Source organism: Gordonia sp. SGD-V-85, from assembly GCF_001456905.1.
Taxonomy (GTDB): Bacteria; Actinomycetota; Actinomycetes; order Mycobacteriales; family Mycobacteriaceae; genus Gordonia; species Gordonia hongkongensis.
Genome location: NZ_LNQO01000030.1, coordinates 1 through 26,897, shown reverse-complemented (window position 1 = coordinate 26,897; position 26,897 = coordinate 1). Strand labels below are relative to the sequence as shown.

The following is a 26,897-nucleotide window of genomic DNA, read 5'->3' as shown; positions in this document are numbered from 1 at the left end:
TCCTCACAGTTTGCTTAAGCGCCTGTTCCAGATTGGGCGTCATAGGCTCAGATCGCCGACGGCAATAAGCAGGGCGAGCACGGTGAGCACAACCCGGGTGTGGGTTGTGCTCACCGGTATGGAAGTTGCTTTTGCCTACGCCGGCACTGTGATTGGGGCTGAGGTTGCGGGTGGGGCGGTCAGTGGTTTCGCACGGCCTGCACGCACACCGTTGGCAATGACGACGATCTCTGCGAGTTCGTGGACAAGCACCACGGCTGCTAAGCCGAGTACGCCGAACAGGGCCAGCGGCATCAGGCCGACGACGATCACCAGCGACAACCCGACGTTTTGCAGCATGATGCGGCGGGCACGGCGGGCGTGGTCGAACGCTTGGGGCAGATGCCGTAGGTCTTCGCCCATGAGAGCTACGTCGGCGGTTTCGATCGCGACGTCGGTGCCCATCGCGCCCATGGCGACGCCCAGGTCTGCGGTGGCCAGCGCGGGTGCGTCGTTGACGCCGTCGCCGACCATCGCTGTCGGCCGCGACTTGCGCAATTGCGTGATCAGGTGGGCTTTGTCTTCCGGTCGTAGCTCGGCGTGAACGTCTGTGATGCCAGCTTGCGCGGCGAGGGCGGTAGCGGTGGCCGTGTTGTCGCCGGTGAGCATTGCTACCTGATAACCGGACCGATGAAGGTGGCTAACCACCTCGGCCGCTTCAGGCCGCAGCTCGTCGCGCACCGCGATGGCGCCGATGAGCTGGCCGTCGTATTCAACCAGCACGGCAGTGGCACCAGCTTCTTGCATCGCCGTGACTGTGTCCGAGAGTTCACCGGCGTCTAGCCAGCCCGGTCGGCCGAGCCGGGCGGGACGGCCACCGACGAGGCCGGTCAGTCCGGCGCCGGTGACAGATTCGACCTCGGCCGCCGCCATCCGCAGATCGGTAGCGGCCAGAATCGCGCGCGCCAGAGGGTGTTCGCTTTGGGCTTCCAGCGCCGCGGCAACGGCGAGGACTTGTTCTCCGCGTGTGCCGTTTGTGGTAGCGACTTCGATGACGGCCGGCTGATTACGGGTAAGTGTGCCAGTCTTGTCGAGGGCGATATTGCGGACCCTGCCCAGCGCCTCGAGCGCGGCGCCACCCTTGACCAGGACACCCAACTTGCTTGCCGCTCCGACCGCAGCGACCACGGTGACCGGCACCGAAATCGCCAGCGCGCACGGAGACGCGGCGACCAGCACCACCAACGCGCGTTCGATCCATACCATCGGGTCGCCAACGAGACTACCGATCCCTGCGACCAGGGCCGCGGCGACCATCACGCCGGGCACTAAGGGCTTGGCGATCCGGTCGGCCAGGCGTTGGCTCGCGCCCTTGCGGGATTGTTCAGCCTCGACGATCCGGACGATCCGGGCCAGCGAGTTGTCCTCGGAGGTCGTGGTGACCTCGACTTCCAGTACCCCAGTGCCATTGATCGACCCGGCGAACACCTCTGCCTTCGGACCGACCTCGACCGGGACGGATTCGCCGGTGATCGCCGAAACGTCCAGTGCTGTATGCCCACTGAGTACTACGCCGTCCGTGGCGACCCGCTCGCCGGGCCTGACCAAAACGATGTCGCCGACGCGTAGCTCACTCGGTGCCACCATCACGTCAGTGCCGCCGCGGCGCACGGTCGCTTGGTCGGGCACCAGCGACAACAGGGCCCGCAAACCACGGCGGGTGCGGGCCAGCGAGTACTCCTCGAGGCCTTCGCTGATGGAGAACAAGACGGCCAACATTGCCGCCTCTCCGACCTCGCCGAGGATGACCGCACCAACCGCGGCGATGGTCATCAATGTGCCGACCCCGATCTGTCCCTTCACCAACCGGCGCAGGGTAGAAGGCACGAACGTCCAGGCCCCCAGCGCCAGTGCTACCGCCTCGAGGCCGATCTCGACCGCGCGGGGTGCGCCGACCCAGCCGACAATCAACGCGCCCAACAGAAACACCCCGGAAACTGCCGCAAACTGGAGTTCCCGGACCTGCCACAGGTGTTCCGGCGCGTGTTCCTCGGTCTCGTCGGTGGTGGGTTCGTCGTGGCCGCAGCCGCACGCATCGCTCATCGAAGACTCTCCTTGCTGGCCTGGACTGAATCGGTGACGTCGCTGACGTAGTTCGGGCAGAGCGCTACCGCGCTGCCGGTGGCAGCCAGCAGAGTTTCCGCCGATGCCAGCAAATCCATCAGCTCAGGGCGGGTGAGGCTGTAAAACACCTGCCTGCCCTGTGGGCGGCCCTCCACCAGTCGGCAGTCGCGCAGGCATGCCACATGCGCCGACACCGTCGACTGCGCCAGTCCCAACTCTGTTACGAGGTCGGCGACCCTGGCCTCCCCGGTAGCTAGGCGACGCACGATCGCTAAGCGGGTGCCATCAGACAGGCTGTGGAACAACGCCACCGCCGCATCCACATTCGATCCGGTGCCGTTCGAAACGAAACACTCACCAACTTCATTCATCGTCATATACCGATGATAACTGCTATCAACGATCAATCAAAGCGTGGGTCGGTGCAGTTCGTACCTCGTAGGAGCTTTGCGGAACGCGGCAAACGTGGGAGACCGCTTCTGTCGATACGACAGAGTGCCATCTGGCGGTGTGGACTTCCTAAAGGGGTTTGATCCGTCGCAGCCTGGTGAAGGGGCTGCGTGAGGTCGTCGATTGAGGCGGGTTCTCACCGCTGGTCGTCGAGAAAGAACGTGGGGGTCCCTGCACGCCGAGGGCCAGTCCGTCTGCGACGTCGGTGCGGAATCCACCGTGAGGACCGGCCCAAGTAGACCGTCGAGTGCATGCCCAATCCGACTGTCAGCCAACTCATATCGACTGCGCCGACCCTCAGGCGTCGCGATCACTAGACCGCACCCACGTAGGCAGCAGAACAGTTGCGTGCATCATTGATGCATCTGATACAACATAGGTGTGACACGTGACGACGTTGTCAGCGCGCGACAAGCGCTGACCCAGAATGTTGTGCAGCTCGATCCTGAACGGGCGATGTTCGATGCGATGGTTGACGGGTGGGCTCAGCAGCAGCGGGCAAAGTTCCTGCGCGAGTCGACAATCGGTCCTCGAACGCGGCTAGTGCGCCGCCTCGCCGAGTTCGCTGGACTGTATCCGTGGCAGTGGACCCCCGAGGAGGGCGAAGCGTGGATCAGTCATCTTCGATCGGGCCCAACCCCACTTCGGTTGTCCACCGTCCGCGGCTACGAGGTGGACATCGGCCTGTTCTGTGCCTACCTGCTCGATGCCCGCTACGACTGGGTTACTGAGTGCATTGCTCAGTTCGGTCGCGCGCCCGTGCAGGTCTTCCACGAAGACAACTCCATCATCCACATCGGTGAGTACGAAGGTGATCCCGGTCGACGGCCACTGACCTACGACGAGGTCCAGGCACTGTTCGATGCCGCCGACGCACGGGTCGCGCAGATCCGATCTCGCGGCCGGAAAGGAGCGATACCGGCGCTGCGAGACGCCGTAGCACTGAAATACTGCTACGCCTACGGCCTACGCCGGCAGGAGGTTTCCCGCAGCGACGTCGTTGACCTCCGCAGGAACTCGAAATTCCCAGCCTTCGGTCGGTTCGGGGCACTGACAGTGCGGCACGGCAAAGCGTCCCGGGGCGGCCCGCCCAAACGCCGCACCGTGCTCACAGTGCCGGAGATGAGCTGGATCGTGGACATCCTCGACCACTACCTCACCGAAGTGCGCAGCGAGCTCGACCACACCGGACACCCAGCACTGTTTCTCACCGAACGCGGCAGCCGACTGGGAGTGCGCGCACTCAACACCGCCTTCGCCACCGCCCGCGACGCCGCAGGAATCGACCCGACACTCGACCTCCACTCGCTGCGCCACTCCTACGTCACGCATCTGGTGGAGTTCGACTACACCGAACGATTCATCCAGGAACAAGTCGGCCACGCATTCTCCTCGACCACGGCGGTCTACATCGGGGTCAGCAACGAGTACCGCAACGGACTGCTCATGCAGTCCATCCACGCCCGATACGGCCACCTCCTCAATGACGGGACCCCGACATGAAGCAGATCGACTACACGTGGCATCTGCGAGCCAGGATGGCCGCCCACGGCATGTACTCAACCACCGATCTGCAACCGCACCTCGCTGACCGCGGCATCACACTCTCCCGCGAGCAGGTGTACCGGCTGGTGACAGGACAACCGCAACGGCTGAGCATGCACACCCTGGTCGCCCTGTGCGACATCCTCGAGTGCACCCCCAACGATCTGATCGAACCCCACATCGTCGACACCACAGTCCGCAAGACTGCCGGCAAACCGGCAGGGGTCACACCGATCACCGCTCGTCGCACCACCATTCGACGACCGGGCACCGAGTCGTGAGTGTCGCCTCTCCGCCGAAGTATCCCTGTTCGGACTGCGGCACCATCGCCCCGAGATCCCAACGCACACCCGAAGGGGGAATTTGCCGGTCCTGCTACAACATCCGCCGCCGCGAACCGTGCAGCAACTGCGGCAAGCGCACCGCCCCCAGCACACGCACGGCCGCAGGCGATCCGCTATGCGGTCACTGTGCGCGTCCCAAACGCCGCTGCACCGGCTGCGGACAGATCGACCACATCAAGACCAGCGGTAAGGACGGCGAGCTGTGCCAGCGCTGCTACACCGCACCGGCACGCCTCTGCGGACGCTGCAACGACCACGCGCCGATCGCGATCAGAGCTCGCCCCGGCGCCGTGGACCTGTGCCGGCGCTGCGCCACAGCACCCGAGGAGACGTGCAGACGTTGCGGACTGCTCCGTGAAGTGCACACCCGGTGGCCCTTGGGACCAGTATGCGTGCGCTGCTATCGACGGACTCTGTCCGAGTCGGCGTCCTGTACCGACTGCGGCACCACCGCCGCACTCATCGGCAGAAATGCTGCCAGTCAACGCATCTGCGGTCCATGCGCGGGCTCTGACCTGGACTATCGGTGTGCAACGTGCGGCGGAACGGGGCAACATCATTTCGCCCGAACCTGCCACCGCTGCTCGATCATCCGGCAGGCCCGGGACCTGCTCACCACACCTCAGGGGTCGATGCCCGACAGCCTCGAGGAGTTGCCGGCGTTCCTTGCCGCCCGTGGCCAGCCGCGCTCGACGCTGAGGTGGCTGACCAAGCCCGCGACCGGCCAGCTGCTGAGGTCGCTGGCCTCCAGCGAGCACCCCATGAGCCACACCGTGCTCGACCAGTGCCCGCCGGGGTGGGGGCGCCACCATCTGCGCGAACTGCTTATCGAGGCCGCCATACTGCCCGAACGCGATGAAGCCCTCGAACGGCTCGACACGTGGATCAACGAGACCGCCGCCGCGTTGCCCGCCCACCACAGCGCGCTGATCCGCCCCTATGGGCATTGGGCCATCCTGCGGCGCGCTCGCCGCAGGTCCCGCCGTCGCCGGTTCACCCACGCCGCCGCCGACTCCGGCCGCAACAAAATTCGCGTCGCCATCTCGCTTCTGACCCACCTCGACGAGCACGGCCACACCGTGAGTGACCTGACCCAACCGATGCTCGATGCCTGGACCGACGGACAGCATCATCGCACCAACAACATCGCCGGGTTCATCACGTGGCTGACGCAACGTGGACTGGCCACCGACCTATCGGTGACCCGTTACCCCACCCCACCGCCGTCGCAGACCGGCGACGAACACGCCCACCAACACGCCATTGCCGCGCTGCTCTCCGGCGACACTTCCGCTGACTTGCCCACCCGCATCGCGGGTTTACTCGTGCTGCTCTACGGCGCACGACTCCCCCAGGTGCAGAACCTCACCACTTCGTCGCTCACCCACGATCGCGACCGGAGGTACGTGACGCTGGCACGTCACCCTATCGAGCTACCCGAGCGCCTCGCTGAGCTCATCGACACCCTTGCCGGCACCGTCTGCGCCGACCCGCGCACTCGCACCCGGGACGGCCGCGGACATTACCTCTTCCCGGGCAGAACAGCCCACCACCCGATGCACGTCAGAACACTGAACCGAAAGCTCACCACCGCAGGTATTCCCACCCGCATCAGCCGCAACCACGCCCTACTCGCGTTGGGCGCGGACCTACCCGCCGCAGTCCTGGCAACCCAGCTCGGACTGTGCTCTACGACCTCATCGCAGTGGGCGCAACTGGCCCAACGCGACTACACCGCCTACCTGCACAGCCACGACACCGAGCACCCAACCCCGCCGACCGACGTCCCGGTAGACACAAGTCGCTCAGCGGCAGCATGTCGGGTCGAGGACCTGCCGTAAAGCTTGCAGAGCGTCGGCGTGGGCCCGGTAGTAGACATTCATGCCGCGGCGCTGGGGCAGGACCATGCCGGCCTTCTTGAGTTGTCCGAGGTGGTGGCTGACCGTGGGCTCAGACAATCCGACAGCAGTCGCCAGGTCGCAGGTGCAGACCTCCCCCGCGGCATCGGTGAGCAGGATCGACATCAGCTTGATCCGCACTGGATCGGCAAGAGCTTTGAGCCGCAGGGCGATCTCCAGCGCCGCGGCGTCATCCAGCGGCGAGGCCGAGACGGGTGCGCAACAGATGGGATCGGTCATGTCGATGACCGGAAGCGTCTTGGGCATGTACCCAATCCTACCGACCTCATTGACATATGTCGAAGAGGTTGGCACTCTGGACCATGTCAGTAGTTCGATGTATGTCTCACAGGTGGAGGTAGTCATGTCGCGCATGCAGCTCGCGCTCAACGTCGATGATCTGGATCAGGCGGTTGAGTTCTACTCGAAGTTGTTCAATGTGGCACCGGCCAAACGCAAGCCGGGTTATGCGAACTTCGCGGTCGCGGAGCCGTCGTTGAAGCTGGTGCTGCTGGAGAATCCGGGTAAGGGCGGCACGATCAACCACCTCGGTGTGGAGGTCGAGTCCAGCGATCAGGTGCACGCCGAGATCGCCCGGCTCAGCGGCGAAGGCCTGTTCACCGAGGAGGAGATCAACGCCACCTGTTGTTTCGCGACCCAGGACAAGGTGTGGGTGACCGGTCCGGCAGGTGAAAAGTGGGAGGTCTACACGGTGCTGGCCGACTCTGACACCTTCGGGACCAGCCCAACGCTGTTGGCGGACAACGAGACCCCTGACTCTGATTCTGCGGTGTGCTGCGGTACCGCCGGCGCTGCGCAGCCCGGCCAGTCCACGGTGAGTGCGTCGACCGCTTGTTGCTGAGAGGCCATTCCCGCCGGTCGGCGGGCACCCCTGATGGTGCCCGCCGACCGGTTCAGGTGGTGTGGGTCAGGCGGGTGGTGAGGTCGGTGAGTCGAGCGGCGATGTCGTCGCGGATCAGGCGCATGCGCTCGACGCCGTCGATCCCGCGCAAGGAGGGTTCATCGGTTTCCCAGACCTCGACGACGGCCCCTTCTGGTGGGGCGACCTGCGCGGAGGTTCCCAGTACGACGGTCAGGTCCGCCTCGCGCATCAGGTCGTCGGTGAGCTGGCGAGGGGTGTGGTCACTGACGTCGACGCCGGCCTCGGCGAGTACCTGAGCGGACAGCTCGTTGACGCGCTTGCCGATCGCGGCGTCGGTGCCGGCCGAGGAGGCGTTGATCGTTCCGTCGGCCAGCGTGCTCGCCAAACCTTGGGCCATCACCGACTTGCCCCGATTGCTCACGCACACGAACAGAACCGAGTGTGGTGTGCTCATCGCACACTCGCGGTGTCGTCGGCGGGCGCGATCTCGGCCAGCAGGTCGACCACGAGCGAACGAATCTGATCGCGAATCGGGCGCACCGCATCGATGCCTTTGCCGGCAGGGTCGTCCAGGGCCCAGTCGCGGTAGCTGACGCCGGGAAAGACCGGGCAGGCGTCGCCGCATCCCATGGTGATGACCACGTCGGAGGATTCGACGGTGTCGGGGGTGAGGATCTTCGGTGCTTGGTCGGAGATGTCGATACCGACCTCGGCCATTGCCTCGACAGCGGCGGAGTTGATGGCGTCGGCGGGGGCTGACCCCGCGGAACGAACCTCGACCCGACCGCCGCCCAGGGCGGTCAAGAACCCGGCGGCCATCTGAGAGCGGCCGGCGTTGTGGACGCAGACAAACAACACACTCGGTGTCTGTGCAGACATGGGAGCAGCTTCCTTTTCGGTGTGACGGGGTTATGCGGGGTGAGGGGCGAGCTCGTCGAGCAACCGTTGAACGCGGGTGTCGAGGTCGTCGCGAATTGCGCGCACCCGATCCAACGGCAGGCCTTCGGGATCGGTGACTGTCCAGTCGAGGTACCGCTTGCCCGGATAGATGGGGCACGCATCACCGCAACCCATCGACACCACGACATCGGCGGCGGCGACGACATCGTCGGTCAGCGGTTTGGGGAAGTCGTTGCCCAGGTCGATCCCGATCTCGGTCATCGCCTCGACCACGGTGGGGTTGATCGAATGGACCGGCGCTGAACCCGCCGATCGGACATGGACGCGGCCCGGCCCGGTGGGTCAACAGACCTGCGGCCATCTGCGACCGGCCGGCATTGTGCACACACACGAACAACACCTCGGGCACGTCTTTGGCGATCGCCCCGTCGGATTGCGCCAGTGCACGCAACCGGTCGGCAGCGAACCGGCTCGCCAACGAGGTCAGATGCGCCTGTACCCGCGAGGTGCGGCGCAGTGCCGCATACGACTCGAAAACGCAGCGCTCCACCGTTTGCCGCGACACCACACCCTCGTACTTTGCGGCCAAGTCCGCGGCAATCCGACTGAGCACGACGTGGGGCATGAGCAGTTCGGGCTGTGCGCGATGCTCCCCTGCCGCCAGGCGCTGATCCAGGGTCGAGTCGTCCATCACCGTGCCTCCGTGACCGAGCTCGGCTGAGCTGTCGATTGTGGGGCGGTGAAGCGCTTACGCAACGCCAGCGAGACGTACACCAATCCCACGAGGACCGGCACCTCGATCAGCGGCCCCACCACCCCGGCCAGGGCTTGGCCCGAGGTGGCCCCATACGTTGCGATCGCGACCGCTATGGCCAGTTCGAAGTTGTTGCCCGCGGCGGTGAACGCCAGCGTGGTGGTGCGTTCATACCCGAGTTTCATGGCAGCGCCGAACGCGTACCCGCCGCCCCACATCACGGCGAAGTACACCAGCAACGGAATTGCGATCCGGACCACGTCGAGGGGTTGCGACGTGATCTGATCACCTTGCAGGGCAAAGAGAATCACGATGGTGAACAGCAACCCGTACAACGCCCACGGACTGATTCTGGGAATGAACTTCGACTCATACCAGTCGCGTCCCTTGCTCCGCTCCCCCAGATACCGGGATAGGAACCCGGCGACCAGTGGGATACCCAGGAAGATCAGCACCGATTTTGCGATCTGCCACGGCGAGGCGTCGATCGTTGTCTGTTCCAGTCCCAGCCAGCCCGGCAGCACCGAGAGGTAGAACCAGCCCAGGACCGCGAACATCACGACCTGGAACACCGAGTTGATCGCCACCAACACGGCCGCTGCTTCACGGTCGCCGCAGGCCAGGTCGTTCCAGATGATGACCATCGCGATGCACCGTGCCAACCCGACGATGATCAACCCGGTGCGGTACTCGGGCAGGTCGGCCAGGAAGATCCAGGCCAGCGCGAACATCAACGCCGGGCCGACAACCCAGTTGAGAACCAGCGACCCGATGAGCAGGCGCTTGTCCCCGGTCACGGTGTCGAGGCGGTCGTAGCGAACCTTCGCCAGTACGGGATACATCATGATCAGCAGGCCGATCGCGATGGGCAGTGAGACACCATCGAGCGAGATGGCCGAGAGCGCATCGTTCAGGCCGGGAATCAGCCGGCCCAGGAGTAACCCGGCGACCATGGCCACCCCGATCCACACCGGCAAGAACCGGTCGAGGGTGGAGAGCTTGCCGACGACCGCGGGATGCTCTGGTGTGTTCGTAGCGGTACTCACGCGGTCACCAACGTGTCTGCGGTGGGATCCGCTGAACTCAGAATCGACGAAAGGTGCTGCAACGCAGCAGGAATGACCCAGTAATACACCCACGTTCCCCGGCGCTCGCAGTCCAGCAACCCCGCCTGCCGCAACACCTTCAGATGATGGGAAATGGTGGGTTGGGACAGATCGAACGATTCCGAGATGTCACACACGCAGGCCTCCCCGCCGGCATGGCTGGCCACCAAGCTCAGCAACCGCAGCCGCACCGGATCACCCATTGCCTTGAACATGCGCGCGAGCTCCACTGTCGCATCGGCACTGAGCGGTTCCTGCACCAACGGCGTGCAACACGCCTCGCCTGCCACGACAGGCAACACCTTCTGTTTCGACATACGTCTATATTGACAGACCTCAAACCACCGAACAAATGAACATCGGCTGAACGCGAACCGCGCCGACGCCGCCCCTCGCGCGGCGCCCACCTCCCGCCCGAGGCGTGGCAACGACCGCGGCCGCCGCGAAGAACGCCGTTCCTGACCCGCCGATTGTTCTACGCCCTGACCTGCGCGGCAAGAGACTCCGACCGACCCGCCGCCACGCGCTGCGCTCCCATCGCGGCACCGGGCCGCTCTCCGCTCCTGCCACATCCGGCCAGCGCGCACAAGCGGCCAAATATCAGGAAAGGCCAAACCCGACCGGACGCCAAAGAAGTGTGGATCTGATGTCGAGCGAACGACGTTGCGACTGAACATAAATCGACACACGATGTGTGAAAACAGTTGCCTAACAATGAAATACGATGTATCATCGAGTAATGATGGTGAGGCCAATGACCAATATCGCACCGGCGAATATTGCCTCTCCGCCAGCCACCGCGGCCTGACCCGCAAGCCCCCCCACCGGGTGTCGCACTTGCCGTCGACGACACCCAACTCCGCAACGCCGAACAAGGAGAACCAGGATGAGCCGTCCATCCACCACCGCCGCCACCAACGACCACACCCAGTGGACCTTCGGTGGCCTCGCGATCGCCGCCGACAACGCCTCACTGTGGGCAACCCAAGCCGCAGCGGATCCCGCCGACACCGCCGCACCCCAGGTGCAGGCCACACTCGCCGACGTCGAGGGCGATCTCGTCGTCTCCATCGCCGTCCCTGACGGCCTCACCTACGTGGCCAACTTCGACGAGGGCGTCATCCAGATCACCATGGCCAACATCCATTCGGACTGCTGCCAGAGGTGCGGGGAACACTTCAGCGATCCGCACGCACCGGACTGCGAGATCGGCGCTGCCGAAGAGGCCGCGCTCGCCGCCCAGGACGACACCGCCATGCTCGCCGCCCTCGAGGCCCGCGCCGAACGGCGGCTGCGATGACCTACACCCTCGACGCCGCTCTCGCCGACATCACGGCCGCCACCGGGTTGGTGTTCACCTACACCACCTTCGGCCCGAAGCGCAGCGGGCACCTCGCCTACACCCGCACGCGCGATGCCGTGGTGATGATCGACAACGACTGGCAGGCACTCATCGACAACGGCGCCGGTGTCTTCGCGCCGAGCAACCCGCGCCGCCCGCCCGTCCACCCGATCGTCATCGCCGTCTACGAAGACGGTGACTTCGCCTGCTGCCCGCTCGTGGAAGTGTCCACCCGGGACGCTGAGGTCGCTGTGCTTCCCCACCTGCTCGACCAGGCCCTCGAACTGGCCGAGCGCGCCCGCCGAGAGCACAGCAACCTCACCGACGACTACGACGGCCGCGGCGACCCCGAACGACGTCACCAGGTGATCTGACCCATGCCCGCCGAGACCCCACCCGACCCGTCGGCGAGCGCCGCCGACCACGACGCCGTGGCACTCACCGATGGCCACGGGTGGGCCAGCGACACCGGCCACGCCGAGGTCCTGCTGCTCTCGGCGCTGCTGTGGGCCACACCCGCCCACCACGACGACCTCGCCGACATCGTCGGCCTGGTCCGCGCCGAGGACTTCTACGTACCCGCCCACGGAGCACTGTTCACGATCATCGCCGAACTCATCGCCGACGGCGCCCACCGCGCGCACGACGCCACCACCGTCGCCCACGAACTACGCCGCCAGGGACGTGCGGCCACCCTCGGCGCCGAGCACCTCACCCGTGCGCTCGTCGCGGCGACCTCCGCCGGCGCCGACGGCATCCAGGCCCGCCACTACGCGGCGATGGTCGTCGCCGATGCCTACCGCCGCCGCTACCGCGCCGCCGGAGACGGCATCACCCACGCCGCCGACCACCTCCCCGAAGCCGAACTGTGGGACTACATGTGCGCCCACGGCATCGCACTGCGCGAGCACCGCACCCGCCTGGCCTCCCTGCGCCCGAACTGACACACCGAAAGGACACCGCCATGCCCACCGACACCGATACCCGTTACCCGGCCGCCGATCTGGCCAAGCTCCACGTCGACGCCTACACCCTGCGCCACGTCGACAACCTCACCTGGGACCAAGTCGCCGCCGCACTCGACGAACCCGTCGCGGTGGTCAAGGACTGGGCGCAGACCTACATCGACCGCACCGACGCCGCCGCCGCCGAACAGCAAATGTCGCTGTTCGACTGACCCATCCGACCGCCCTCGCTCGACGTCGTTCGGAGCCCGCCCCATGCGCATCCTCGCCCGTTTCGTCTCCCGCACCGTGCTGCGCCTCGCGGTACTCGCCGCGCTCGTCGTGGCAGCAGTCGTAGCCCTTAGTGGCGTCGTCGACGCCCTACCCGCGCCCGCCGACCTGTGGACACGGGCGACCACTGTTGCCGAGCCGTCGCGACCCTCAGGCGACACCATGCCCGCAGTAGTCACCCGTGTCGTCGACGGCGACACGATCGTCGTCTCCACCGACACCGATCCCGCGCTCACCGTCCGGTTGCTCGGCATCGACACCCCCGAGGTCCGCAAACCCCACACCCCGGTCCAGCCGTGCGGCCCGCAAGCCAGTGACCGCACTCGTGTGCTCGCCGCCCCCGGCGCCGCCGTGCGTCTCGAGTACGACCCCACCCAAGACCACACCGACCGCTACGGCCGCGCCCTGGCCTACGTCTGGATCGGCGACACGATGCTCAACCACACACTCGTCGCCGAGGGGTGGGCACGCACCTACGTCTACAACCACCAACCCGGCCGCCACGCCGACGCCCTCGCTGACGCCCAGCGCGACGCCCAGGCAGCCCGAGCCGGTGTCTGGGGCCAGTGCCCGCGATAGCCGATCCTCAGGCGCGCACAGGGGTGGGCGCCCGCAGCGGCGGTGCCATCGTGATCCACCGTCCGGTCCGCACGCGATGGGTCACAGCGAGCGCGATCACGCTCGCCGCAGCAACACCAACTAACCCCCAGAAAGCCAACGCATAGCCCTCGCAGATGTTGTATGCCGCGTGAGCCAGCGCGAACCCGATCACGAGCCGGTAGTCGCGCCACCGCCAGATCATGTACGCCGACACCACTGCCCACAGGGCCATGCTCACCCAGAGGCCGACCCCGTAGTACACGTGATAGGCCAGCCGCATCGGAACTAGCACACACAGCGCCGCGACCAAACCCGCGCGAGTCGACGGCAGCCACATCGCCAGCGCCGCGATCGGCACCGCGACCACGAACACTTCCTCACCGAACCCGGCCCGCAGGCCCGCAATCACTTGCGCCGCCAACGGACGCTGCGAGACCGTGGTCGCACCGTCGACGGCGGGTCCAGGCACAGCCAGCTCGACAAGCCAACTGAGACCCAGAGCGGCGTACACGCTCAGCACGTACACGCTCACGCACGCCACGTAGGTCGAGCGCGACAGCGGAGGGCGGCGAGTCCACTGCGGCCACGACCACCACGGCCTCGTGGTGAGTTCGCGAAGGATCAGCCAACTGAGGCCGCCGAACACACTCACAGCGACGACAAGCCACGCCCACGACAGCACTTCCCCAGACCACGAGAACGGATGCGTGGACGCGCCGTCCCCGTAGCGAGCGATCGCTGTGGAGATCCCGTCGCCGAACGCGGACGCGTACGCTCCGGCGGCGATCAGAAGCGCCCCCACACGCGACGCGTTGAACCACCAACGCCCGCTCACGATCGGCGAGTTCGTGGTTTCGAGGTCGAGCATGGGAGTCTCCTTCTGGCCTCGGGACGGATGACAGCGCAACGCGGTAACGGCCCCGTCGCGTGAGCGCCGCCGGGCACTAACACAAGGCGGTCTTGCTTTCAGAACAGGCCGAGTTGGTCGGCGGGTGTGGACGGCACGGGTTGGAACAGTCGGTGTGCCTGTTCGGGGTCGCCGCCGTCGCGTAGGTAGGTGCGCAGCATGATCGAGCGTGCGGCGCGGTCGATGGCGGTGGTTGGTCGTGATCCGCGGTGGCGGCCGAGGCCGACGGCGTAGGTGAGGTTGTTGGTCTGGGTGCCGATGCGCACGTGTGCGGAATCGACGCGCACGCACAGTGGTTCGTTGCAGTAGTGCTCGCCGATGTCGGCGGCGTCGGCACCGAGGTCGGGGTGCACCAGCAGCAGCGCGAAACGGTGCGCGCTGATGGCCCGTTGACGGTTGTTGCGGCGGAAGGTGAATCGGCCGTACCCGTCTGGCGAGCTGACCGCGCCGATCCAGTACCAGCAGCCGCGCGGTGTGAGGACGACGTGCTGCCAGAAGTGTCGCTCGGCGCGGGTATCGGGCATCAGCGTTGGGTCGGTGACCACACCCGGCGACGGTGTCGCGGTGCCGACCGTCAGGTCGGTGGCCGGCACCGCGAATAGGCCGAGTTGATCGTGGTCAGGGTCGACACTCATGGCCGAACCGTAGAACGCTAGGCCGACATCACCGCGGGATCGGATGGCTCGGTGCGGCCCTCATCGGTGGCCGCGTCCGGAGTGGCCGGGGCCGGTGTCGACTCCTGGCTCGAGGCGGCCTTTTTCGTTCCGACGGACAGGCCCGCCTCGCGCAGCAGCGTCTTGGCTTTGGCTGCGCTGATCTCCACGAGATCGGCCGCGCCACTAACACTTCCTACTCGCTCGGCGATCGCGGCAAGTGCGGTGGCTTTCGCCTTCGCTGACCGCTCGGTGATCACTCGCAGTTCTGCTTCGGCAGCGGCGAGTTCGGAGTCGGCTTGCAGGAACTCGGCGATGTTGGCCTCGTTGGCTTCCATCACCCGCACCTCAGCGGCGAGTCTGCGTTCGAGTTTCTCGCGTTCCTCGGCTCTCCGCGTCTCCAACGTGGCGAGCGTTCGTTTGCGCGCAGCAGCGCGCGCCTGACTGGCAGTGAGTTTTGAATTGTTCGACGGCATACCCGACACGATAACGCCGGCCAACGCCCCCTCGCCACCGCCACACGCGGCTTCTCCGTGAGCATTTCACCGTCCCTCCTCTTTCCCTCGCCCTCGTTTCCCGCCTCTCCATTCCGTTCGTCCACGCCCTCACCTGCACCAACACCCCCGATCACCCCTCACCTAGCACCTCACCCCACGAACCCCGAAACCCTTTAACTCCCACACACCTCTTGCATTCTGGATTCGTCCGACGAAATTAATGTGCCAGAATGCAGCCATGGCCGCTGCCGGGACGTGCGATCACTGCGGTGGCGTGCTGCCCGGAGACGGCGCGCCGCGGCGCGGTCGGCCGCGGCGCTGGTGCTCGACAGACTGCCGTCGCGCGGCCTGGGTCCGCCGCCACGACCGGCCCGCAGCGACCGGGATGACCGCCCAGGATGCGGTGGCCCAGGTGCTGGACTCCCCCACCGCCACAGCCGAACTCCTCGCGGGGTTGACCGCGCGGATCGAGGGCGGCGACGAGGTCGCCAGCGGAGTCATCACCGAGCTGGTCCGGGCCCACCACGCCAGCGTCCACGCGGTGGCCCGTACCAACGAGCTGCGCCCATTCCGGCGGTGACCTGAGTGACCGCGACCATCCACAAACTGACCGCCGGCGACGGGTATGAGTACCTGACGAAATCCGTTGCGGCGATGGACGCCACCGACAAAGGCCGGGTCTCACTCGCCGACTATTACAGCGCCAAAGGCGACTCGCCGGGGCAGTGGATCGGGTCCGGGCTGGCCGGATTGGCCGACGTCGGATCGGGTTTGGACGTCGCTGATGAGCTCGCCGAGGCGCGCACCGTCGAGGCGGGGTCGATGGTGTCGGCGGCGCAGATGAAGGCCCTGTTCGGTGAGGGTCGCCACCCCAACGCCACCGCGATCGAGCAGCACGCCGTGGCCTCCTCGGACTGCCGCGCTGCCCAGGCGTTGGCGGCGACGAAACTGGGCAACGCCTACGCCGTCTACAACGAATTCCCGGAGTTTCTACAGGAACTCGCGGTGGTGTTCCGCGACCACAACCTCGCCCGCGGCGAGCGGTGGGATGCTGTCATCGACGACGACACCCGGGCGGCGTTGCGCACCGAGTTGGGCCGCGAGCGATTCACGAAAACCTACCGTCGCCCGCCGCGGGATTCGCGCGAGCTGTCGGGGTTCATCGCGCAGGAAAGCCGTCGGCGTCAGTCGGCGGTTGCCGGTTACGACATGACGTTCTCTCCGGTGAAATCGGTGTCGGCGTTGTGGGCGGTTGCGCCGCTGCCGATGGCCGAGAAGATCGAGGCCGCCCACCGTCAGGCGGTCGCCGATGCACTGGCGTTCATCGAACGCGAAGCGTGCCTGTCGCGGTTGGGAACCGACGGCATCGCTCAGGTCGACACCGACGGTCTGATCGCCGCAGCGTTCACACACCGCGACTCCCGCGCCGGTGACCCGGACCTGCACACCCACGTCGCCATCTCCAACAAGGTGCGGGTACGTGACGCCGCCGGGGTCACCCGCTGGATGGCCCTGGATGGCACCCCGTTGTTCAAGGCCACCGTGTCGGCCTCGGAGGTCTACAACTCGCGCATCGAGCTGTACCTCCAGCGTGACCTTGGGGTGTCGTTCAGCGAACGCCAACAGGCCGATGCCCGCAAACGACCGGTCCGAGAGATCGACGGAGTCGACACCGAACTGATGGCCCAGTGGTCGTCGCGGCGCGCGGCGATCGAAGACCGTATCGGTGAGTTGTCCAAGCAGTTCTACGACAATCATGGCCGCGAACCCACCACCGGTGAGGCGTTCGATCTGGCCCAACAAGCCACCCTGGACACCCGCGACGCCAAACACGAACCCCGCTCCTATGCCGAGCAGCGCCACGCCTGGCGCGACCAAGCACGCCGCGTCCTCGGCAGCGACCGCGCGATCAGCAACCTCGTGCACGAGGCCACCCATCCCCGCTCCCGCACCCGTGAGCATCCAGAGTTCACCGACGAGTTGTGCACCGAGCTCGCCGCCAATTGCATCGAGAACATCTCGGCCACGCGCGCCCGCTGGCAGCGTCCGCATCTACGCGCCGAAGCCGAACGTCAACTGCGTGCACGCGACTTCGCGGGCATCACCGACACCGACGAACTCGCTGCCGCCGTGGAGCGCATCGTCGACACTGCACTGACCGCCGACACCAGCGTCGCGGTGTCGTCTGATGCCCTCGACGGCGACCTCAACGAACCCGAAGTGCTGCGCCGCGCGAACGGCGAATCAGTGTTCGTGCGTCACGATGTCGCCCTGCACACCAGCACCGACATCCTCGCCGCCGAGCACCGGATTGTGGCTGCCGCCAAGCGCTCCGACGGCCGCCGTCTCGACGAGACGACCGTCGAGATCGCGTTGCTCGAGCAAGCCGCCAACGGCCGCGAACTCAACGCCGGCCAAGCCGCCATGGTCCGCGAACTGGCGACCTCCGGGCGCCGCGTGCAACTGGTGCTGGCCCCGGCCGGGACGGGTAAGACCACCGCCATGCGCACCCTCGCCCGGGCGTGGACAGACAGCGGCGGAACCCTCATCGGACTGGCCCCCACCGCCGCCGCGGCCGCGGTGCTGCGCGAGGAACTCGACACCACCACCGACACTGCCGCCAAGCTCGTCCAACTCGCCCACGCCAGCCGTGACCGCGCCCTGGCCGCGACCCCGCACTCACGCACCGTCGGCAACCCTGAGCTCGCCGCGCAGGTGGCCGCAGCGAGAGCGAAGCTGGCCGACCCCGCCTACGTCGCGCCCAAGGAACCGGACTGGTTCACCCGCATCGGACCCGACACCCTCGTCGTCGTCGACGAGGCCGGAATGGCCTCCACGGCCGACCTCGATGAGGTGATCCGGTGCGTGGCCGCGCGCGGCGGCAGTGTGCGTCTGGTCGGCGACGACCAACAGCTCGCCTCCATCTCGGCCGGCGGTGTGCTGCGCGACGTCGCCCACGAAACCGGCGCGCTCACCCTGAGTCAGGTCGTGCGGTTCTCCGACGCCGCCGAAGGTGCGGCGTCGCTGGCCCTGCGCGACGGCGACCCCGCCGCGCTCGGCTTCTATGCCGACCACGGGCGCATCCATGTCGAGTCCGACGCCGTGGCCACCGACGACGCCTATCGGGCCTGGTTGGGTGACCGCGCCGCCGGACGCGACACCGTCATGCTCGCCGCCACCCGCGACACCGTCAACGCGCTGAACGAACGCGCCCGCGCCGACCGTCTCGCCGCCATCGACCCACACCTGCACGGGCCGGAACTGCGGCTGTCTGATGGGTTGTCGGCCAGCGTCGGCGACATCATCAGCACCCGCAGCAACCGCCGCGATCTACGCGTGTCGGCCACCGACTGGGTGCGTAACGGCGACCGGTGGCGGGTCACCCACATCGGCGCCGACGGCACCCTGACCGCCCAGCATCTCGACCTCAACCGGCACGTGCAGCTACCCGCTGACTACGTCGCCGAACACACCACCCTCGGCTACGCCTCCACCATCCACGCCGCCCAGGGCATGACCACCGACACCTGCCACGTCATCGGCTCCGACGCCCTGGACCGCCAACTGCTCTACGTCGCGATGACCCGCGGCCGCCACGGCAACCACATCTACCTGCCCACCACCGAAACCGACCCGCACAACGCCACCACCCCCAAAGCCCGCCACCCCCAGACCGGGCTGGAAACCCTGGCCGCGATCCTCGGCCGCGACGGCACCCAACAATCGGCGACCACCGCCCAACGCGAAGCCGCCGACCCGTTCCGGCGCCTGGCCCGCGCCGCGGCCGCCTACGACCACGCCCTCGGTGCCGCCGCCGAACACGCTCTCGGCGCAAAGGCGCTGCGCGACCTCGAACACGACGCCGACGCCCTCTACAGCACCCACACCGGCACCCCCGCAGGCACGCTCACCGCGTGCGCGGCCTGGCCCACCCTGCGCACCCACCTCGCGACGCTGGCCCTCGGTGGCGACGACCCGATCGCGCGCCTACAGGCCGCGATCACCCACCGCGAACTGGCCACCGCCGCCGACCCTGCCGCCGTGCTCGACTGGCGACTGGACCCCACCCAGCAACACTCCGCCGGGGGCGGGCCCCTGCCCTGGCTGGCCCGCATCCCCGCTGGATTCGACGACCCCCAGTGGACGCCCTACCTCACCCGCCGCGACGCCCTTGTCACCGACCTCGCGGCCGCCGTCACCGAACGCGCCACCGCCTGGGACACCACCACCGCTCCGATGTGGGCGCGTCCGCTGCTGCTGGCTGACCCCGAGCGCGGCCGCGAGCTCGTCGCCGAACTCGCCGTGTTCCGTGCCGCCCGCGGTGTCGACGACACCGACCGGCGTCCCGCCGGTCCGCGCCCGGACTCCATCGCCCTGGCGCGGCGTCACGCGGCATTGACCGAGCGTGCCGACGCGCTCATCACCACCACCGCCGAGGCCGCCCGCTACGCCGACCTCGCCCGCGACCTCGACCCTCACCTCCTCGCCGACCCGTACTGGCCCGAACTCGCCGACCACCTGTCACTGGCCGCCCGCGCCGGCCTGGACGTCGACGCCCTGGCCCGCGACGCCATCGCCGACAACCCGCTGCCCACCGAAATGCCCGCTGCTGCCCTGTGGTGGCGCCTGTCCGGACAGTTGGCTCCCGCCGCAGCCGAAGCCACCAACACCGGACTGCGGCCCGACTGGGCCGACCACCTCGTCGGGATCGTCGGGGACCGCGCCGCCGACGCGATCCTCACCGACCGGGCCTGGCCCGCACTCGTGGCCGCGGTCAGCGCCGCCGACCCTGCCCAGTGGACCCCCCACGAGCTGCTCGACCTCGCCGACACCCTGCTCCACCACGGCGCCGCCGACGACGGCCACACCGTCCGCCTCGACGAGTACGCCCGCCTGCTCACCTGGCGAGTCGAACTGCTCGTCACCCACAGCAGCCACGCCACCGACCTCACCCCGCCGCCCGAGGCTCCCCCCACCCCCGAAGACGAGGCCGCCGCCGAAGCAGCAGCCGAAGCCGCCGGTCTGTCCGACCCCTGGGCCGATACCCTCACCGGCCAGCCCGCCGTCGACGCCGACCACGAGCTCGCCGCCGTCGACGAGGACTACCTCGCCGCGCTCACCGCCACCGAACCACCGCCCGAACCTGGCGTCGACGACCTCGACGTCGCCGAGTTGGACCGCTACGAGGACCTCGACTTCGACGACTTCGCCGCCGACGTGGTCGCCGCACCGGATCGTTTCGCCGCACCGTCCGACCTCGCCGAATGCATTGCGCTGCGTTATGAACTGACCGCTCAGCTTGCCGAACTCGGCACGAACATGGCGGAGCTGCGCGAGGCGATCAACGCCGGCACCAGCGCACACCAGCAAGCCATGGCCCCGCACGTGCTCGCGTTGCGGGCCGCGGCCGATCACCAGTTCGCGGCGGCCGCCGACACCGCCGGCCACCACCACGACCTGATGGTCGCCGAACAACTCATCGAAGATCTCACCAACCAGGCAACCGAACTGCGCCGCACCGCCGCTCAACTGCGCGCCGCCGACACCACCGACCTCGACCCCCTCAGCGACGACGAGGCCCCCGACCTCGCCGCGCTACGGGCCGAGGCCGACGCCACCGCTCTGGATTGGCGCATCACCGCCGCGGTCGCCGACCGCGACGCCCTCGCCGCCGTCTACGCCGACGCCAACACCCGCCTCGAGGAAGCGATCGCCGAATCCGGTGGTGTCCGCGTCACCGACACCGACGTCGAACTCATGCGCCTGCAAGCCAGCGAACTCGACGAACTCAACCTCGCCGACCTCCGTGCTCGCCGCGCCGACCTCACCACCCGCATCTACCGAATCGACAACCGCCTCAACCACGTCCACGCACTCACCCACACCGCCCACCACCACCGCGACACCTACCTCATGCCCACCCCCGCCACCGGACCCGTCGCCACACCCGACGCGGTCACACCGTCGGCAACCCACCCCGCCACCGAAGCCACCGCCACCGCGGTCGTTGAAGACGTTGATGCCGAACTGCGCGACTGGCTGCGCGCGGACCCACTCCGCGCCATGAGCGACGACCAGCTCACCGCCCACCTACGCACCCTCACCCGCCGCCACACCCTCGCCGTCGACGACCTGAGGACCAGCCGACCAGCCACGGACCGGGCCTCCCGGGTGCGCGCCGACCACGCCGACCTCGCCGCCGCCGTCGAACGCATCTCCGCCGCTCGCGCGGCCGGAAGTGCTTTCGCCGACTCGGCTACACACCTCGCGGGGGCCCGCGCTGCGCTGGCGGGACTGCCGCCAGCCGGACGCGGCCGCAAAGCACGCGCCGAGCACGACCAGCACCACCAGCGCCTCGCCGAGGCGGTCGCCGCGGCCGAGCGTCAGCATCAGTACCTCGCCGCGGCCCACGAACAGACCCGTCGCGACGTCGGTGTTCCCGAACATCAGTGGGACGAACTGACCGCCCGCGCCACCGATACCGCCACGCTTGCCGGCGAACTGGATGCCGCCGAGCAGGCCGATGCGCGTGCCCGGCTTCTCCATCAGACGGCTATCGACGCCCGCGACACCGCAGCCACCGGCATCGCCGACGCTCGCGCCGAACTCGACCGTCGCCACACCCTCTCCCCGGAAGACCGCGCCGCCGAAGACGCGATCCGGGCAGTCGTCGCGCCGACGAACAGCAGGGATACCTCTCGGACAGCATCACCGCCATCACCTGCGCCTGTTGTCCACGACCTACCGCAGGGACGCGAGCGAGGACACGATCACGGCCTCGGCGACTAGCCCGCCCACACTGAGGCCGCCTGTTGGACTCGGCCCGGGGCAATCCGGTTGGCTTCCGGTCGACTTCGCCACGCAGTCGCGCCGGACCGCCGTGGCGTCATCGCCTCGGGTTAGCGCGCATGACGTCATCGTTGAGGGTGAAGGATGCGCTCTGGCTGTCGCTACGTCACGACGGAGGATCGATCCTGAGATGTCACTCGCCGATCCGGACGGCTGCGACTTGGTTGGGCGCGGTGCAGGTGTAATACGAGTCTGCACGTGAGCGTCCGTCGACGATCGGCCATTGACACGCCCAGCCGTCGACGGTGAGAAACAGGCCCTGGCCCTGGCCTTGGCCCTGGGCCTGGCCGATCGAGTCGAAGTACTTCTGGCTCACGGTCATTGCGGTGGCGCAGTCGATCGGTCCGTTGAGCACGATGACGGGTTGCTCCCCGGTCTCTGCGGGCACATAGCCGCAGATGGTGCCCGCTGGCGCCGCAGTGGGTGCGGTGGGTGGGCTTGTTGTTCCGGTGATCGGCGGACTCGACACGACAGGGGGTTGTGTCGCTGGTATCTGCGTCGTCCACTCCACCGAATCTGATCGTTCGTAGTCCACGAACGGATCGGCGGTGTCGGCCCCGTTCTCGGTGCTTTGCCCGCAGGAGGTGAGCCCGAGCGTCATCACCCCCGCCGCAAGCAGGGTGACTGCGACCCTCGCCGCCCGCTGTCGTGAAGTCGCCATGCGCGCGAGTGTATCGCCGCGTGTGGCCGCGGACTGGCGGCTTCTCCGCGAGCGGTTCAGGTCGGGTCGCGATCTGGCTGCTGGCACTGTGCGGGTTTCTCAGGACGGTGTAGGTGGTTGGTATTGCCGGAGCATCGCGGCTTCGAGTGTCCCTGTGTCGGGGTCGATCACCAGACTCCAGTGCCCGCCGCGGATCTGCACATGGCCGTGCTGGCACAGGCCTTCTCGGGCGGTTGCAGCCAGGTAGTCCTCGACTCCGACACGGAGCTCGTTGGAGGGCGGCTCGTCGAGCGCGGCGACTGAGTCGTGAACCTTCGTTCGGGCGGTCTCGTAGACGACCATGGACGGATAGTCGACGTGGGGCAGCTCCTCGGCGAAGCGGGCCAGCGCCGGGGTCGACCGATTGGTAGCACTGAGGGCGATGAGTTCGTCGCGCTGCAGTATCGCCACATGCGGCCGCGGCGGCGGGAAGCCGCGAAAGACCCCGTCGTCGTCGACGGCGTCGGCGAAGTCACGAAAGCCCATGTTCGAGATTGACAGGTTGTTTTCGACCGACTGCACCTGCTCGGGGATGACGCGGAAGGTCCGGCCAGGTTCGTGGCCGAAATCAGGACGGCCGCAATCGATCACCAGGATCGCCATCTCCGGATGGGTCATTGAGATCGAGTCAGCGATGAACGCGTAGTAGGGCGGGTCGTCACCGATCCGCTCGACAAGGGCCTCGACGGTCAGACCGTCGTTGTCTCGGTGGTCGATACACGTCAGCCTCGCCTCGAAAGTGGAATCGTCGTCCATGTCGCTGTCCACAGGGGCCATCGCCGCCAGCGCGAGCTCGCGCCAGCGGTGGTCGTCGCTGAAATCGGTGCGCACCAGCAGCGACACACCGTAGGGACTATGCAGGTAGTCGTCGAGGTCCCGACCAATCCCTAACGCGGAGACGATCGCAGCCTTGTCGTCGGCTTCCTGGCGGGCCGTGGCGGCGTCCCGAATGTCATCGACGTTGCCGGGCGGGTCAGGTAACACCACCTCGGCAAGGACTCGGTCGGCGTCCTCTGCGGAAATTGCGTTGTAGGTGCGCAATTCGACTGTCCACGGCCCGATCGTGGTGCGTCCTCGGGGCGCGTAGAGGTCCATGGTGAATCCAACTTCGGGCTCGCCTACCTCGGTCAACCAGCGGCGGATGCCGAACTGTGTTGGTGCCGTGGCGGACACCGTCACATCCAGCGCACCCGACAACGGGTCGCCGTCATCAGGCGACACGCTGATGTCCATGGGCAACCAGCCGACCTGAGTCGGCGGCATATCCATCAGTTCCTGCATCTTCTGCTGGTGTTCGAGCTGTTCCCGTGACTCGACGTACGCCTCGAACTCCACTGCCGGCCCGTCCCAGGTGAACAGCGCGGGGTCGAAGTCCTCGTCGAGCACCGGCGATTCCATCTGCACCCACTGCTCGCCTTGCCTCCATGAGAGCGCGATCCCCAACTCAGCGTCGAGCACCATCGTGATCGACGGACCGCCGTAGGAATCGTCGAACTCCACCTGCCAACCCCGCCGGCCCCGAACCTCGGCCTCGATCAACTGCTTCGGCTCACCGAACCGAGGTGGCCGTCCCGTCAGCTCCATTGGGGTCCAACTGCGGTACGCGGTGAACAACACCGTCGGAGACACGCCCGTCACTGCGACAAGGCGGTTCGGGTGCTTCGCGGTGTGCACAGCGACGCCATCCTCACCGAACACGTACTCATCGGTGGCGCTCTCGATATAGGAGGGCGACCCGTCAGCGTTCTCCATCCGCCACGACGTGGGCGGAGCGAACCACACCGAGCTGGCTGTCCCGTCACTGGAATACACCGTGCCACGGGCCGTTCGGCCCATCGTGCCGAAAGACAAACCCCGAATCTGCGACCACGACGTCATACCCACCAACCTAACCGGCGTCCCTCACCCTGCTCGCGACTTCAGGCTCTATGAAGTGGCCGGTGGCTGATCGCCGTCGTCAGTGCGGTCGGCGGCGCGTTGCTGCTGTTCGCGGGCGGTCTGACGTTGCTGCTCGGCGCGATCTCGCAACTGCTGCAGGAACTCCCGGTCTGCCTCAGGATCTCGCGGGACGTAGCGGCCCGGATGGTCGTATTCCGGGAACTCGCTGGCCGCACCCGAATGCTGCCGTCGTGGGCGTTCATCAGCGGCCGGGCGCCCGACCGCCAGCCACACCAACGCACCGACCAACGGCAGCATCACCACCAGGATTACCCAGGCGAACTTGGGCAGCCCGCGCACGGCGGCGTCGTCAGTCTTGATGATGTCGATCAGCGCAATTACCAGGATCACCAGGTAGATCAACCCGAGATACGGCACGTCCACTCCTTTGTCTTCACGTCGGTCACCAGACCTGCTGTATCCACAGCGGATGTCCGTTCAGGCTCTCGGTTCGGTCAACGTAGACCGCGATCACGACCCGCCCGCCCGGGTGGGCGGCGGCCTCGGAGATGACCTGGTGGCCGGTCACGTCATTCCAGCTGGCGGCTTTGTCCGGACGGTAGTACGCCCCCGCCCGATAGCGGGAGTCGTTGTCGAGGATGACACCCCAGTAATCGTTGCCCAGAACGGCATTGATGACCCGACCGGCGCCGAGGTGGGCGGCGGCCACGGTGTCGGCGTGGCTGAGTTCGATCACCACCACCCCCGGCTGCGAGGTCTCGACGATCCGCGCGGCCTGCGCCGGCGGACCCGCCAGTATCGCCCCACCGGTAGCTACCGCGAGACTGAACGCCGCACCCGCCACCCCCGCGCGTATCCCCGACCTCGTCATCATCGTGTATTCCCTTTCATAACCCCGACCTTTGTCATCGCGAAGTAGTGCTCGGAGGTTCACCCCGTCGACGCCTCAGTAGGAACGCGGTGAACGTCACTGTTGCGCTCACAGGTCCCTGTCCGGGTCGCGTTGGGGTTGTGTCCCGTCATCGAGCGGGTCGTGTCCGCTTGGTGTTGGTGGGAGCGTGTCGTCACGGCGATCCTGTGCCGGAGGACGGGCCAGCACCGCCCGCCCGGCAGCGCCGGTCCGCCCGATCGCACCGAACGGCAAAGGGTCGCACAGGCAATTCCTGCGCGACCCTTTGTGTGGTCAGCGGACTTTGCGTAGGTAGACGTCGCCGGTGGGGACGCCGCCAGCGAACAGAACACCTTTGTAGCCGTGTGGTGTCTTGCGTAGTTCGATGCGGGAGTACCAGTGCGCGACTGGGTCACCGGCGATCGAGACGATGCCGCCGTTGCGGGTCTGGGTGATGTGGCTGTTGGTGGCATTCCACGGCCCGACGCCGTAGATGTCTTGGAACAGACGGTTGCCGATCACTCGCGCGTTGGATTCCGGGTAGGGGATGACGCCGTACATGACCAGCTGGTACTTATATCGGCCGTCATCGATCTTCGCGTGCGCTTGCCCACTACCGAGGCCGAGGCCAGTGGCGAGGCCGGCGGTGATGAGAAGTCCGGCGACGATTGTCTTGACGGCGGTGGAGAGTCGAGCTGTTTGCAAAGGCATGAAGTCACGTCCTGTTCGGTATCGGTTGCTGGTGATGGGTGCGCGGGTTTGGCGGTTCGCTTCTATCACGAACCCGGGACAGGGTGGCCCGGCGACGCTGGTCGCGCGTGGCGAGCCACGCCTGTCCGGTGGGTCACCGCCGCGGGGCGGGCTTCTGGGGGCCAGGCGATCTTGACGTGGCAGGTTCTTGTGCGCGGTTGCCCCTTGTCGAGTCAGGTCCGAGGCGGCCTGCTTAACCTGCACGCCGGCCGGGCCGAGAACCGCATCGGAGGTGCGACAGCGAGCTCGCACCCGCCAACGCCTCCGCCTGAGCGCGGTGAACGTCCCTGTTGCGCTCACAAGTCCAGGTCCCGGTCGCGTTGGGGCTGCGTCCCGTCATCGAGCGGGTCGTGTGGCGGGGGCTGCGATCCGGTGTTCTCGGTGCGTTCTGCCTCTGGTGGGGGTCGGGTGTCGGCGAGCAGTGTCCCGATTCCCGGTTCTGCTGTGGTGGCGTCCTTTTCGGCCTGGTAGAGCTCTGCTCGGTGTTGGTGGGAGCGCTTCATCACGGCGATGTAGTCGGCGGCATGGTCGAGTCCGGCTTCTTCGACCATGACCGGTGTCGGGTTGAGTTCCAGACTCCAGCCAGGTTCACG

27 protein-coding genes and 2 pseudogenes are annotated in these 26,897 nt (G+C 67.2%); 11 read left to right on the top strand and 18 right to left on the bottom strand.

Features of this window, described 5'->3' with window-relative positions:
- Positions 1-135 precede the first annotated feature (135 nt).
- From AS181_RS22930 to AS181_RS25530, 3 genes and pseudogenes are all read right to left on the bottom strand, one after another.
- A complete protein-coding gene (locus AS181_RS22930; protein ID WP_035755484.1) occupies positions 136-2,082 on the bottom strand; it encodes a heavy metal translocating P-type ATPase in 1,947 nt (648 codons plus the stop codon).
- Positions 2,079-2,480 carry an ArsR/SmtB family transcription factor gene (locus AS181_RS22925; RefSeq protein ID WP_035755482.1) on the bottom strand — a complete coding sequence of 134 codons (402 nt, stop codon included), beginning with the start codon at positions 2,478-2,480 and terminating at the stop codon, positions 2,079-2,081. The genes AS181_RS22930 and AS181_RS22925 overlap by 4 nt, the downstream gene beginning before the upstream one ends.
- Positions 2,481-2,765: 285 nt before the next feature.
- Positions 2,766-2,888 (bottom strand): annotated as a pseudogene (locus AS181_RS25530) (transcriptional regulator); the annotation flags it as partial.
- Positions 2,889-3,009: 121 nt separating this feature from the next.
- On the opposite strand from AS181_RS25530, the gene AS181_RS22920 reads away from it, so the two are divergent.
- The 3 genes from AS181_RS22920 to AS181_RS22910 all read left to right on the top strand — a co-directional run bounded on the left by AS181_RS22920 (position 3,010) and on the right by AS181_RS22910 (position 6,283).
- On the top strand, positions 3,010-4,056 hold the full coding sequence (locus AS181_RS22920; RefSeq protein WP_035755480.1) for a tyrosine-type recombinase/integrase: 1,047 nt from the start codon (positions 3,010-3,012) through the stop codon (positions 4,054-4,056).
- On the top strand, positions 4,053-4,379 hold the full coding sequence (locus tag AS181_RS22915) for a helix-turn-helix domain-containing protein (protein WP_035755478.1): 327 nt from the start codon (positions 4,053-4,055) through the stop codon (positions 4,377-4,379). Before AS181_RS22920 ends, AS181_RS22915 begins: the two co-directional genes overlap by 4 nt.
- A gap of 695 nt (positions 4,380-5,074) precedes the next feature.
- Positions 5,075-6,283 (top strand): hypothetical protein, encoded by a 1,209-nt coding sequence (locus AS181_RS22910; RefSeq protein ID WP_035755476.1) that lies wholly within the window; start codon positions 5,075-5,077, stop codon positions 6,281-6,283.
- Here the strand turns inward: AS181_RS22910 and AS181_RS22905 are convergent.
- Positions 6,248-6,607, bottom strand: coding sequence for an Rv2640c family ArsR-like transcriptional regulator (locus tag AS181_RS22905; RefSeq protein WP_035755474.1), 360 nt, complete (start codon positions 6,605-6,607; stop codon positions 6,248-6,250). The genes AS181_RS22910 and AS181_RS22905 overlap by 36 nt on opposite strands.
- A gap of 97 nt (positions 6,608-6,704) precedes the next feature.
- On the opposite strand from AS181_RS22905, the gene AS181_RS22900 reads away from it, so the two are divergent.
- Positions 6,705-7,202, top strand: coding sequence for an ArsI/CadI family heavy metal resistance metalloenzyme (locus AS181_RS22900; protein ID WP_035755472.1), 498 nt, complete (start codon positions 6,705-6,707; stop codon positions 7,200-7,202).
- 52 nt (positions 7,203-7,254) lie between these two features.
- On the opposite strand, the gene AS181_RS22895 is transcribed toward AS181_RS22900, so the two are convergent.
- The 5 genes and pseudogenes from AS181_RS22895 to AS181_RS22875 all read right to left on the bottom strand — a co-directional run bounded on the left by AS181_RS22895 (position 7,255) and on the right by AS181_RS22875 (position 10,300).
- Complete coding sequence (locus tag AS181_RS22895) at positions 7,255-7,677, bottom strand: arsenate-mycothiol transferase ArsC (RefSeq protein ID WP_035755471.1); 423 nt, start codon at positions 7,675-7,677, stop codon at positions 7,255-7,257.
- On the bottom strand, positions 7,674-8,102 hold the full coding sequence (locus AS181_RS22890; protein WP_035755467.1) for an arsenate reductase ArsC: 429 nt from the start codon (positions 8,100-8,102) through the stop codon (positions 7,674-7,676). Before AS181_RS22890 ends, AS181_RS22895 begins: the two co-directional genes overlap by 4 nt.
- A gap of 30 nt (positions 8,103-8,132) precedes the next feature.
- Positions 8,133-8,814 (bottom strand): annotated as a pseudogene (locus AS181_RS22885) (arsenate reductase ArsC).
- Positions 8,814-9,923 (bottom strand): ACR3 family arsenite efflux transporter, encoded by a 1,110-nt coding sequence (arsB, locus tag AS181_RS22880; RefSeq protein WP_035755465.1) that lies wholly within the window; start codon positions 9,921-9,923, stop codon positions 8,814-8,816. Before arsB ends, AS181_RS22885 begins: the two are co-directional and overlap by 1 nt.
- Positions 9,920-10,300: an ArsR/SmtB family transcription factor gene (locus tag AS181_RS22875; RefSeq protein WP_035755463.1), complete on the bottom strand. Its 381-nt coding sequence runs from the start codon at positions 10,298-10,300 to the stop codon at positions 9,920-9,922. The genes arsB and AS181_RS22875 overlap by 4 nt, the downstream gene beginning before the upstream one ends.
- A gap of 569 nt (positions 10,301-10,869) precedes the next feature.
- Here AS181_RS22875 and AS181_RS22870 point away from each other — a divergent pair.
- Genes AS181_RS22870 through AS181_RS22850 form a run of 5 tightly spaced genes read left to right on the top strand, consistent with a single transcriptional unit; the run spans position 10,870 to position 13,139 of the window.
- A complete protein-coding gene (locus AS181_RS22870; protein WP_035755461.1) occupies positions 10,870-11,283 on the top strand; it encodes a hypothetical protein in 414 nt (137 codons plus the stop codon).
- Complete coding sequence (locus AS181_RS22865) at positions 11,280-11,699, top strand: hypothetical protein (protein WP_035755459.1); 420 nt, start codon at positions 11,280-11,282, stop codon at positions 11,697-11,699. Before AS181_RS22870 ends, AS181_RS22865 begins: the two co-directional genes overlap by 4 nt.
- A 3-nt stretch (positions 11,700-11,702) precedes the next feature.
- On the top strand, positions 11,703-12,269 hold the full coding sequence (locus AS181_RS22860; RefSeq protein ID WP_035755458.1) for a DnaB-like helicase N-terminal domain-containing protein: 567 nt from the start codon (positions 11,703-11,705) through the stop codon (positions 12,267-12,269).
- 20 nt (positions 12,270-12,289) lie between these two features.
- Positions 12,290-12,502 (top strand): hypothetical protein, encoded by a 213-nt coding sequence (locus tag AS181_RS22855; protein ID WP_035755456.1) that lies wholly within the window; start codon positions 12,290-12,292, stop codon positions 12,500-12,502.
- Positions 12,503-12,545: 43 nt separating this feature from the next.
- Positions 12,546-13,139 (top strand): thermonuclease family protein, encoded by a 594-nt coding sequence (locus tag AS181_RS22850; protein ID WP_035755454.1) that lies wholly within the window; start codon positions 12,546-12,548, stop codon positions 13,137-13,139.
- 7 nt (positions 13,140-13,146) lie between these two features.
- Here the strand turns inward: AS181_RS22850 and AS181_RS22845 are convergent, their stop codons facing one another.
- The 3 genes from AS181_RS22845 to AS181_RS22835 all read right to left on the bottom strand — a co-directional run bounded on the left by AS181_RS22845 (position 13,147) and on the right by AS181_RS22835 (position 15,124).
- The gene (locus AS181_RS22845; RefSeq protein WP_035755452.1) at positions 13,147-14,028 is read right to left on the bottom strand and encodes a hypothetical protein; all 882 of its coding nucleotides are present in this window, start codon (positions 14,026-14,028) and stop codon (positions 13,147-13,149) included.
- A 98-nt stretch (positions 14,029-14,126) separates the two neighbouring features.
- On the bottom strand, positions 14,127-14,702 hold the full coding sequence (locus tag AS181_RS22840) for a hypothetical protein (protein WP_035755450.1): 576 nt from the start codon (positions 14,700-14,702) through the stop codon (positions 14,127-14,129).
- Positions 14,703-14,719: 17 nt separating this feature from the next.
- Positions 14,720-15,124, bottom strand: coding sequence for a hypothetical protein (locus AS181_RS22835; protein WP_139114263.1), 405 nt, complete (start codon positions 15,122-15,124; stop codon positions 14,720-14,722).
- Between the two features lie 331 nt (positions 15,125-15,455).
- Between AS181_RS22835 and AS181_RS24775 the strand changes: the two genes are divergently transcribed.
- Both AS181_RS24775 and mobF read left to right on the top strand, forming a co-directional pair.
- Positions 15,456-15,797: a hypothetical protein gene (locus AS181_RS24775; RefSeq protein WP_231381004.1), complete on the top strand. Its 342-nt coding sequence runs from the start codon at positions 15,456-15,458 to the stop codon at positions 15,795-15,797.
- Between the two features lie 5 nt (positions 15,798-15,802).
- On the top strand, positions 15,803-22,006 hold the full coding sequence (gene mobF, locus AS181_RS22825; protein ID WP_231742675.1) for a MobF family relaxase: 6,204 nt from the start codon (positions 15,803-15,805) through the stop codon (positions 22,004-22,006).
- 193 nt (positions 22,007-22,199) lie between these two features.
- Here mobF and AS181_RS25525 read toward each other — a convergent pair whose 3' ends face one another.
- From AS181_RS25525 to AS181_RS25245, 6 genes are all read right to left on the bottom strand, one after another.
- A complete protein-coding gene (locus AS181_RS25525; protein ID WP_231381037.1) occupies positions 22,200-22,727 on the bottom strand; it encodes a hypothetical protein in 528 nt (175 codons plus the stop codon).
- Between the two features lie 99 nt (positions 22,728-22,826).
- A complete protein-coding gene (locus AS181_RS22815) occupies positions 22,827-24,404 on the bottom strand; it encodes a DUF6924 domain-containing protein (RefSeq protein WP_231742674.1) in 1,578 nt (525 codons plus the stop codon).
- A 288-nt stretch (positions 24,405-24,692) separates the two neighbouring features.
- Entirely contained in the window at positions 24,693-25,082 is a 390-nt protein-coding gene (locus AS181_RS22810; protein WP_035755728.1) for a PLD nuclease N-terminal domain-containing protein, read from the bottom strand.
- A gap of 25 nt (positions 25,083-25,107) precedes the next feature.
- Positions 25,108-25,539: a hypothetical protein gene (locus AS181_RS22805; RefSeq protein ID WP_139114262.1), complete on the bottom strand. Its 432-nt coding sequence runs from the start codon at positions 25,537-25,539 to the stop codon at positions 25,108-25,110.
- A 309-nt stretch (positions 25,540-25,848) separates the two neighbouring features.
- Positions 25,849-26,265 carry a hypothetical protein gene (locus AS181_RS22800; protein ID WP_035755709.1) on the bottom strand — a complete coding sequence of 139 codons (417 nt, stop codon included), beginning with the start codon at positions 26,263-26,265 and terminating at the stop codon, positions 25,849-25,851.
- A 335-nt stretch (positions 26,266-26,600) separates the two neighbouring features.
- A partial coding sequence (locus tag AS181_RS25245) for a hypothetical protein (RefSeq protein WP_139114261.1) occupies positions 26,601-26,897 on the bottom strand: 297 nt, incomplete at its 5' end.

What these genes read in the sequence shown, in the direction of transcription:
- AS181_RS22855 (WP_035755456.1), top strand. Translation starts at nt 12,290, where the DNA reads ATGCCCACCGACACCGATACCCGTTACCCGGCCGCCGATCTGGCCAAG.
- AS181_RS25525 (WP_231381037.1), bottom strand. Translation starts at nt 22,727, where the DNA reads ATGGCGACTTCACGACAGCGGGCGGCGAGGGTCGCAGTCACCCTGCTT.
- AS181_RS22870 (WP_035755461.1), top strand. Translation starts at nt 10,870, where the DNA reads ATGAGCCGTCCATCCACCACCGCCGCCACCAACGACCACACCCAGTGG.
- AS181_RS22900 (WP_035755472.1), top strand. Translation starts at nt 6,705, where the DNA reads ATGTCGCGCATGCAGCTCGCGCTCAACGTCGATGATCTGGATCAGGCG.
- AS181_RS22890 (WP_035755467.1), bottom strand. Translation starts at nt 8,102, where the DNA reads ATGTCTGCACAGACACCGAGTGTGTTGTTTGTCTGCGTCCACAACGCC.
- AS181_RS22920 (WP_035755480.1), top strand. Translation starts at nt 3,010, where the DNA reads ATGTTCGATGCGATGGTTGACGGGTGGGCTCAGCAGCAGCGGGCAAAG.
- AS181_RS22905 (WP_035755474.1), bottom strand. Translation starts at nt 6,607, where the DNA reads ATGCCCAAGACGCTTCCGGTCATCGACATGACCGATCCCATCTGTTGC.
- AS181_RS22925 (WP_035755482.1), bottom strand. Translation starts at nt 2,480, where the DNA reads ATGACGATGAATGAAGTTGGTGAGTGTTTCGTTTCGAACGGCACCGGA.
- AS181_RS22910 (WP_035755476.1), top strand. Translation starts at nt 5,075, where the DNA reads ATGCCCGACAGCCTCGAGGAGTTGCCGGCGTTCCTTGCCGCCCGTGGC.
- AS181_RS22860 (WP_035755458.1), top strand. Translation starts at nt 11,703, where the DNA reads ATGCCCGCCGAGACCCCACCCGACCCGTCGGCGAGCGCCGCCGACCAC.
- AS181_RS22895 (WP_035755471.1), bottom strand. Translation starts at nt 7,677, where the DNA reads ATGAGCACACCACACTCGGTTCTGTTCGTGTGCGTGAGCAATCGGGGC.
- AS181_RS22865 (WP_035755459.1), top strand. Translation starts at nt 11,280, where the DNA reads ATGACCTACACCCTCGACGCCGCTCTCGCCGACATCACGGCCGCCACC.
- AS181_RS22840 (WP_035755450.1), bottom strand. Translation starts at nt 14,702, where the DNA reads ATGAGTGTCGACCCTGACCACGATCAACTCGGCCTATTCGCGGTGCCG.
- AS181_RS22805 (WP_139114262.1), bottom strand. Translation starts at nt 25,539, where the DNA reads ATGATGACGAGGTCGGGGATACGCGCGGGGGTGGCGGGTGCGGCGTTC.
- AS181_RS22875 (WP_035755463.1), bottom strand. Translation starts at nt 10,300, where the DNA reads ATGTCGAAACAGAAGGTGTTGCCTGTCGTGGCAGGCGAGGCGTGTTGC.
- AS181_RS22850 (WP_035755454.1), top strand. Translation starts at nt 12,546, where the DNA reads ATGCGCATCCTCGCCCGTTTCGTCTCCCGCACCGTGCTGCGCCTCGCG.
- AS181_RS22800 (WP_035755709.1), bottom strand. Translation starts at nt 26,265, where the DNA reads ATGCCTTTGCAAACAGCTCGACTCTCCACCGCCGTCAAGACAATCGTC.
- AS181_RS24775 (WP_231381004.1), top strand. Translation starts at nt 15,456, where the DNA reads ATGGCCGCTGCCGGGACGTGCGATCACTGCGGTGGCGTGCTGCCCGGA.
- AS181_RS22915 (WP_035755478.1), top strand. Translation starts at nt 4,053, where the DNA reads ATGAAGCAGATCGACTACACGTGGCATCTGCGAGCCAGGATGGCCGCC.
- AS181_RS22930 (WP_035755484.1), bottom strand. Translation starts at nt 2,082, where the DNA reads ATGAGCGATGCGTGCGGCTGCGGCCACGACGAACCCACCACCGACGAG.
- AS181_RS22845 (WP_035755452.1), bottom strand. Translation starts at nt 14,028, where the DNA reads ATGCTCGACCTCGAAACCACGAACTCGCCGATCGTGAGCGGGCGTTGG.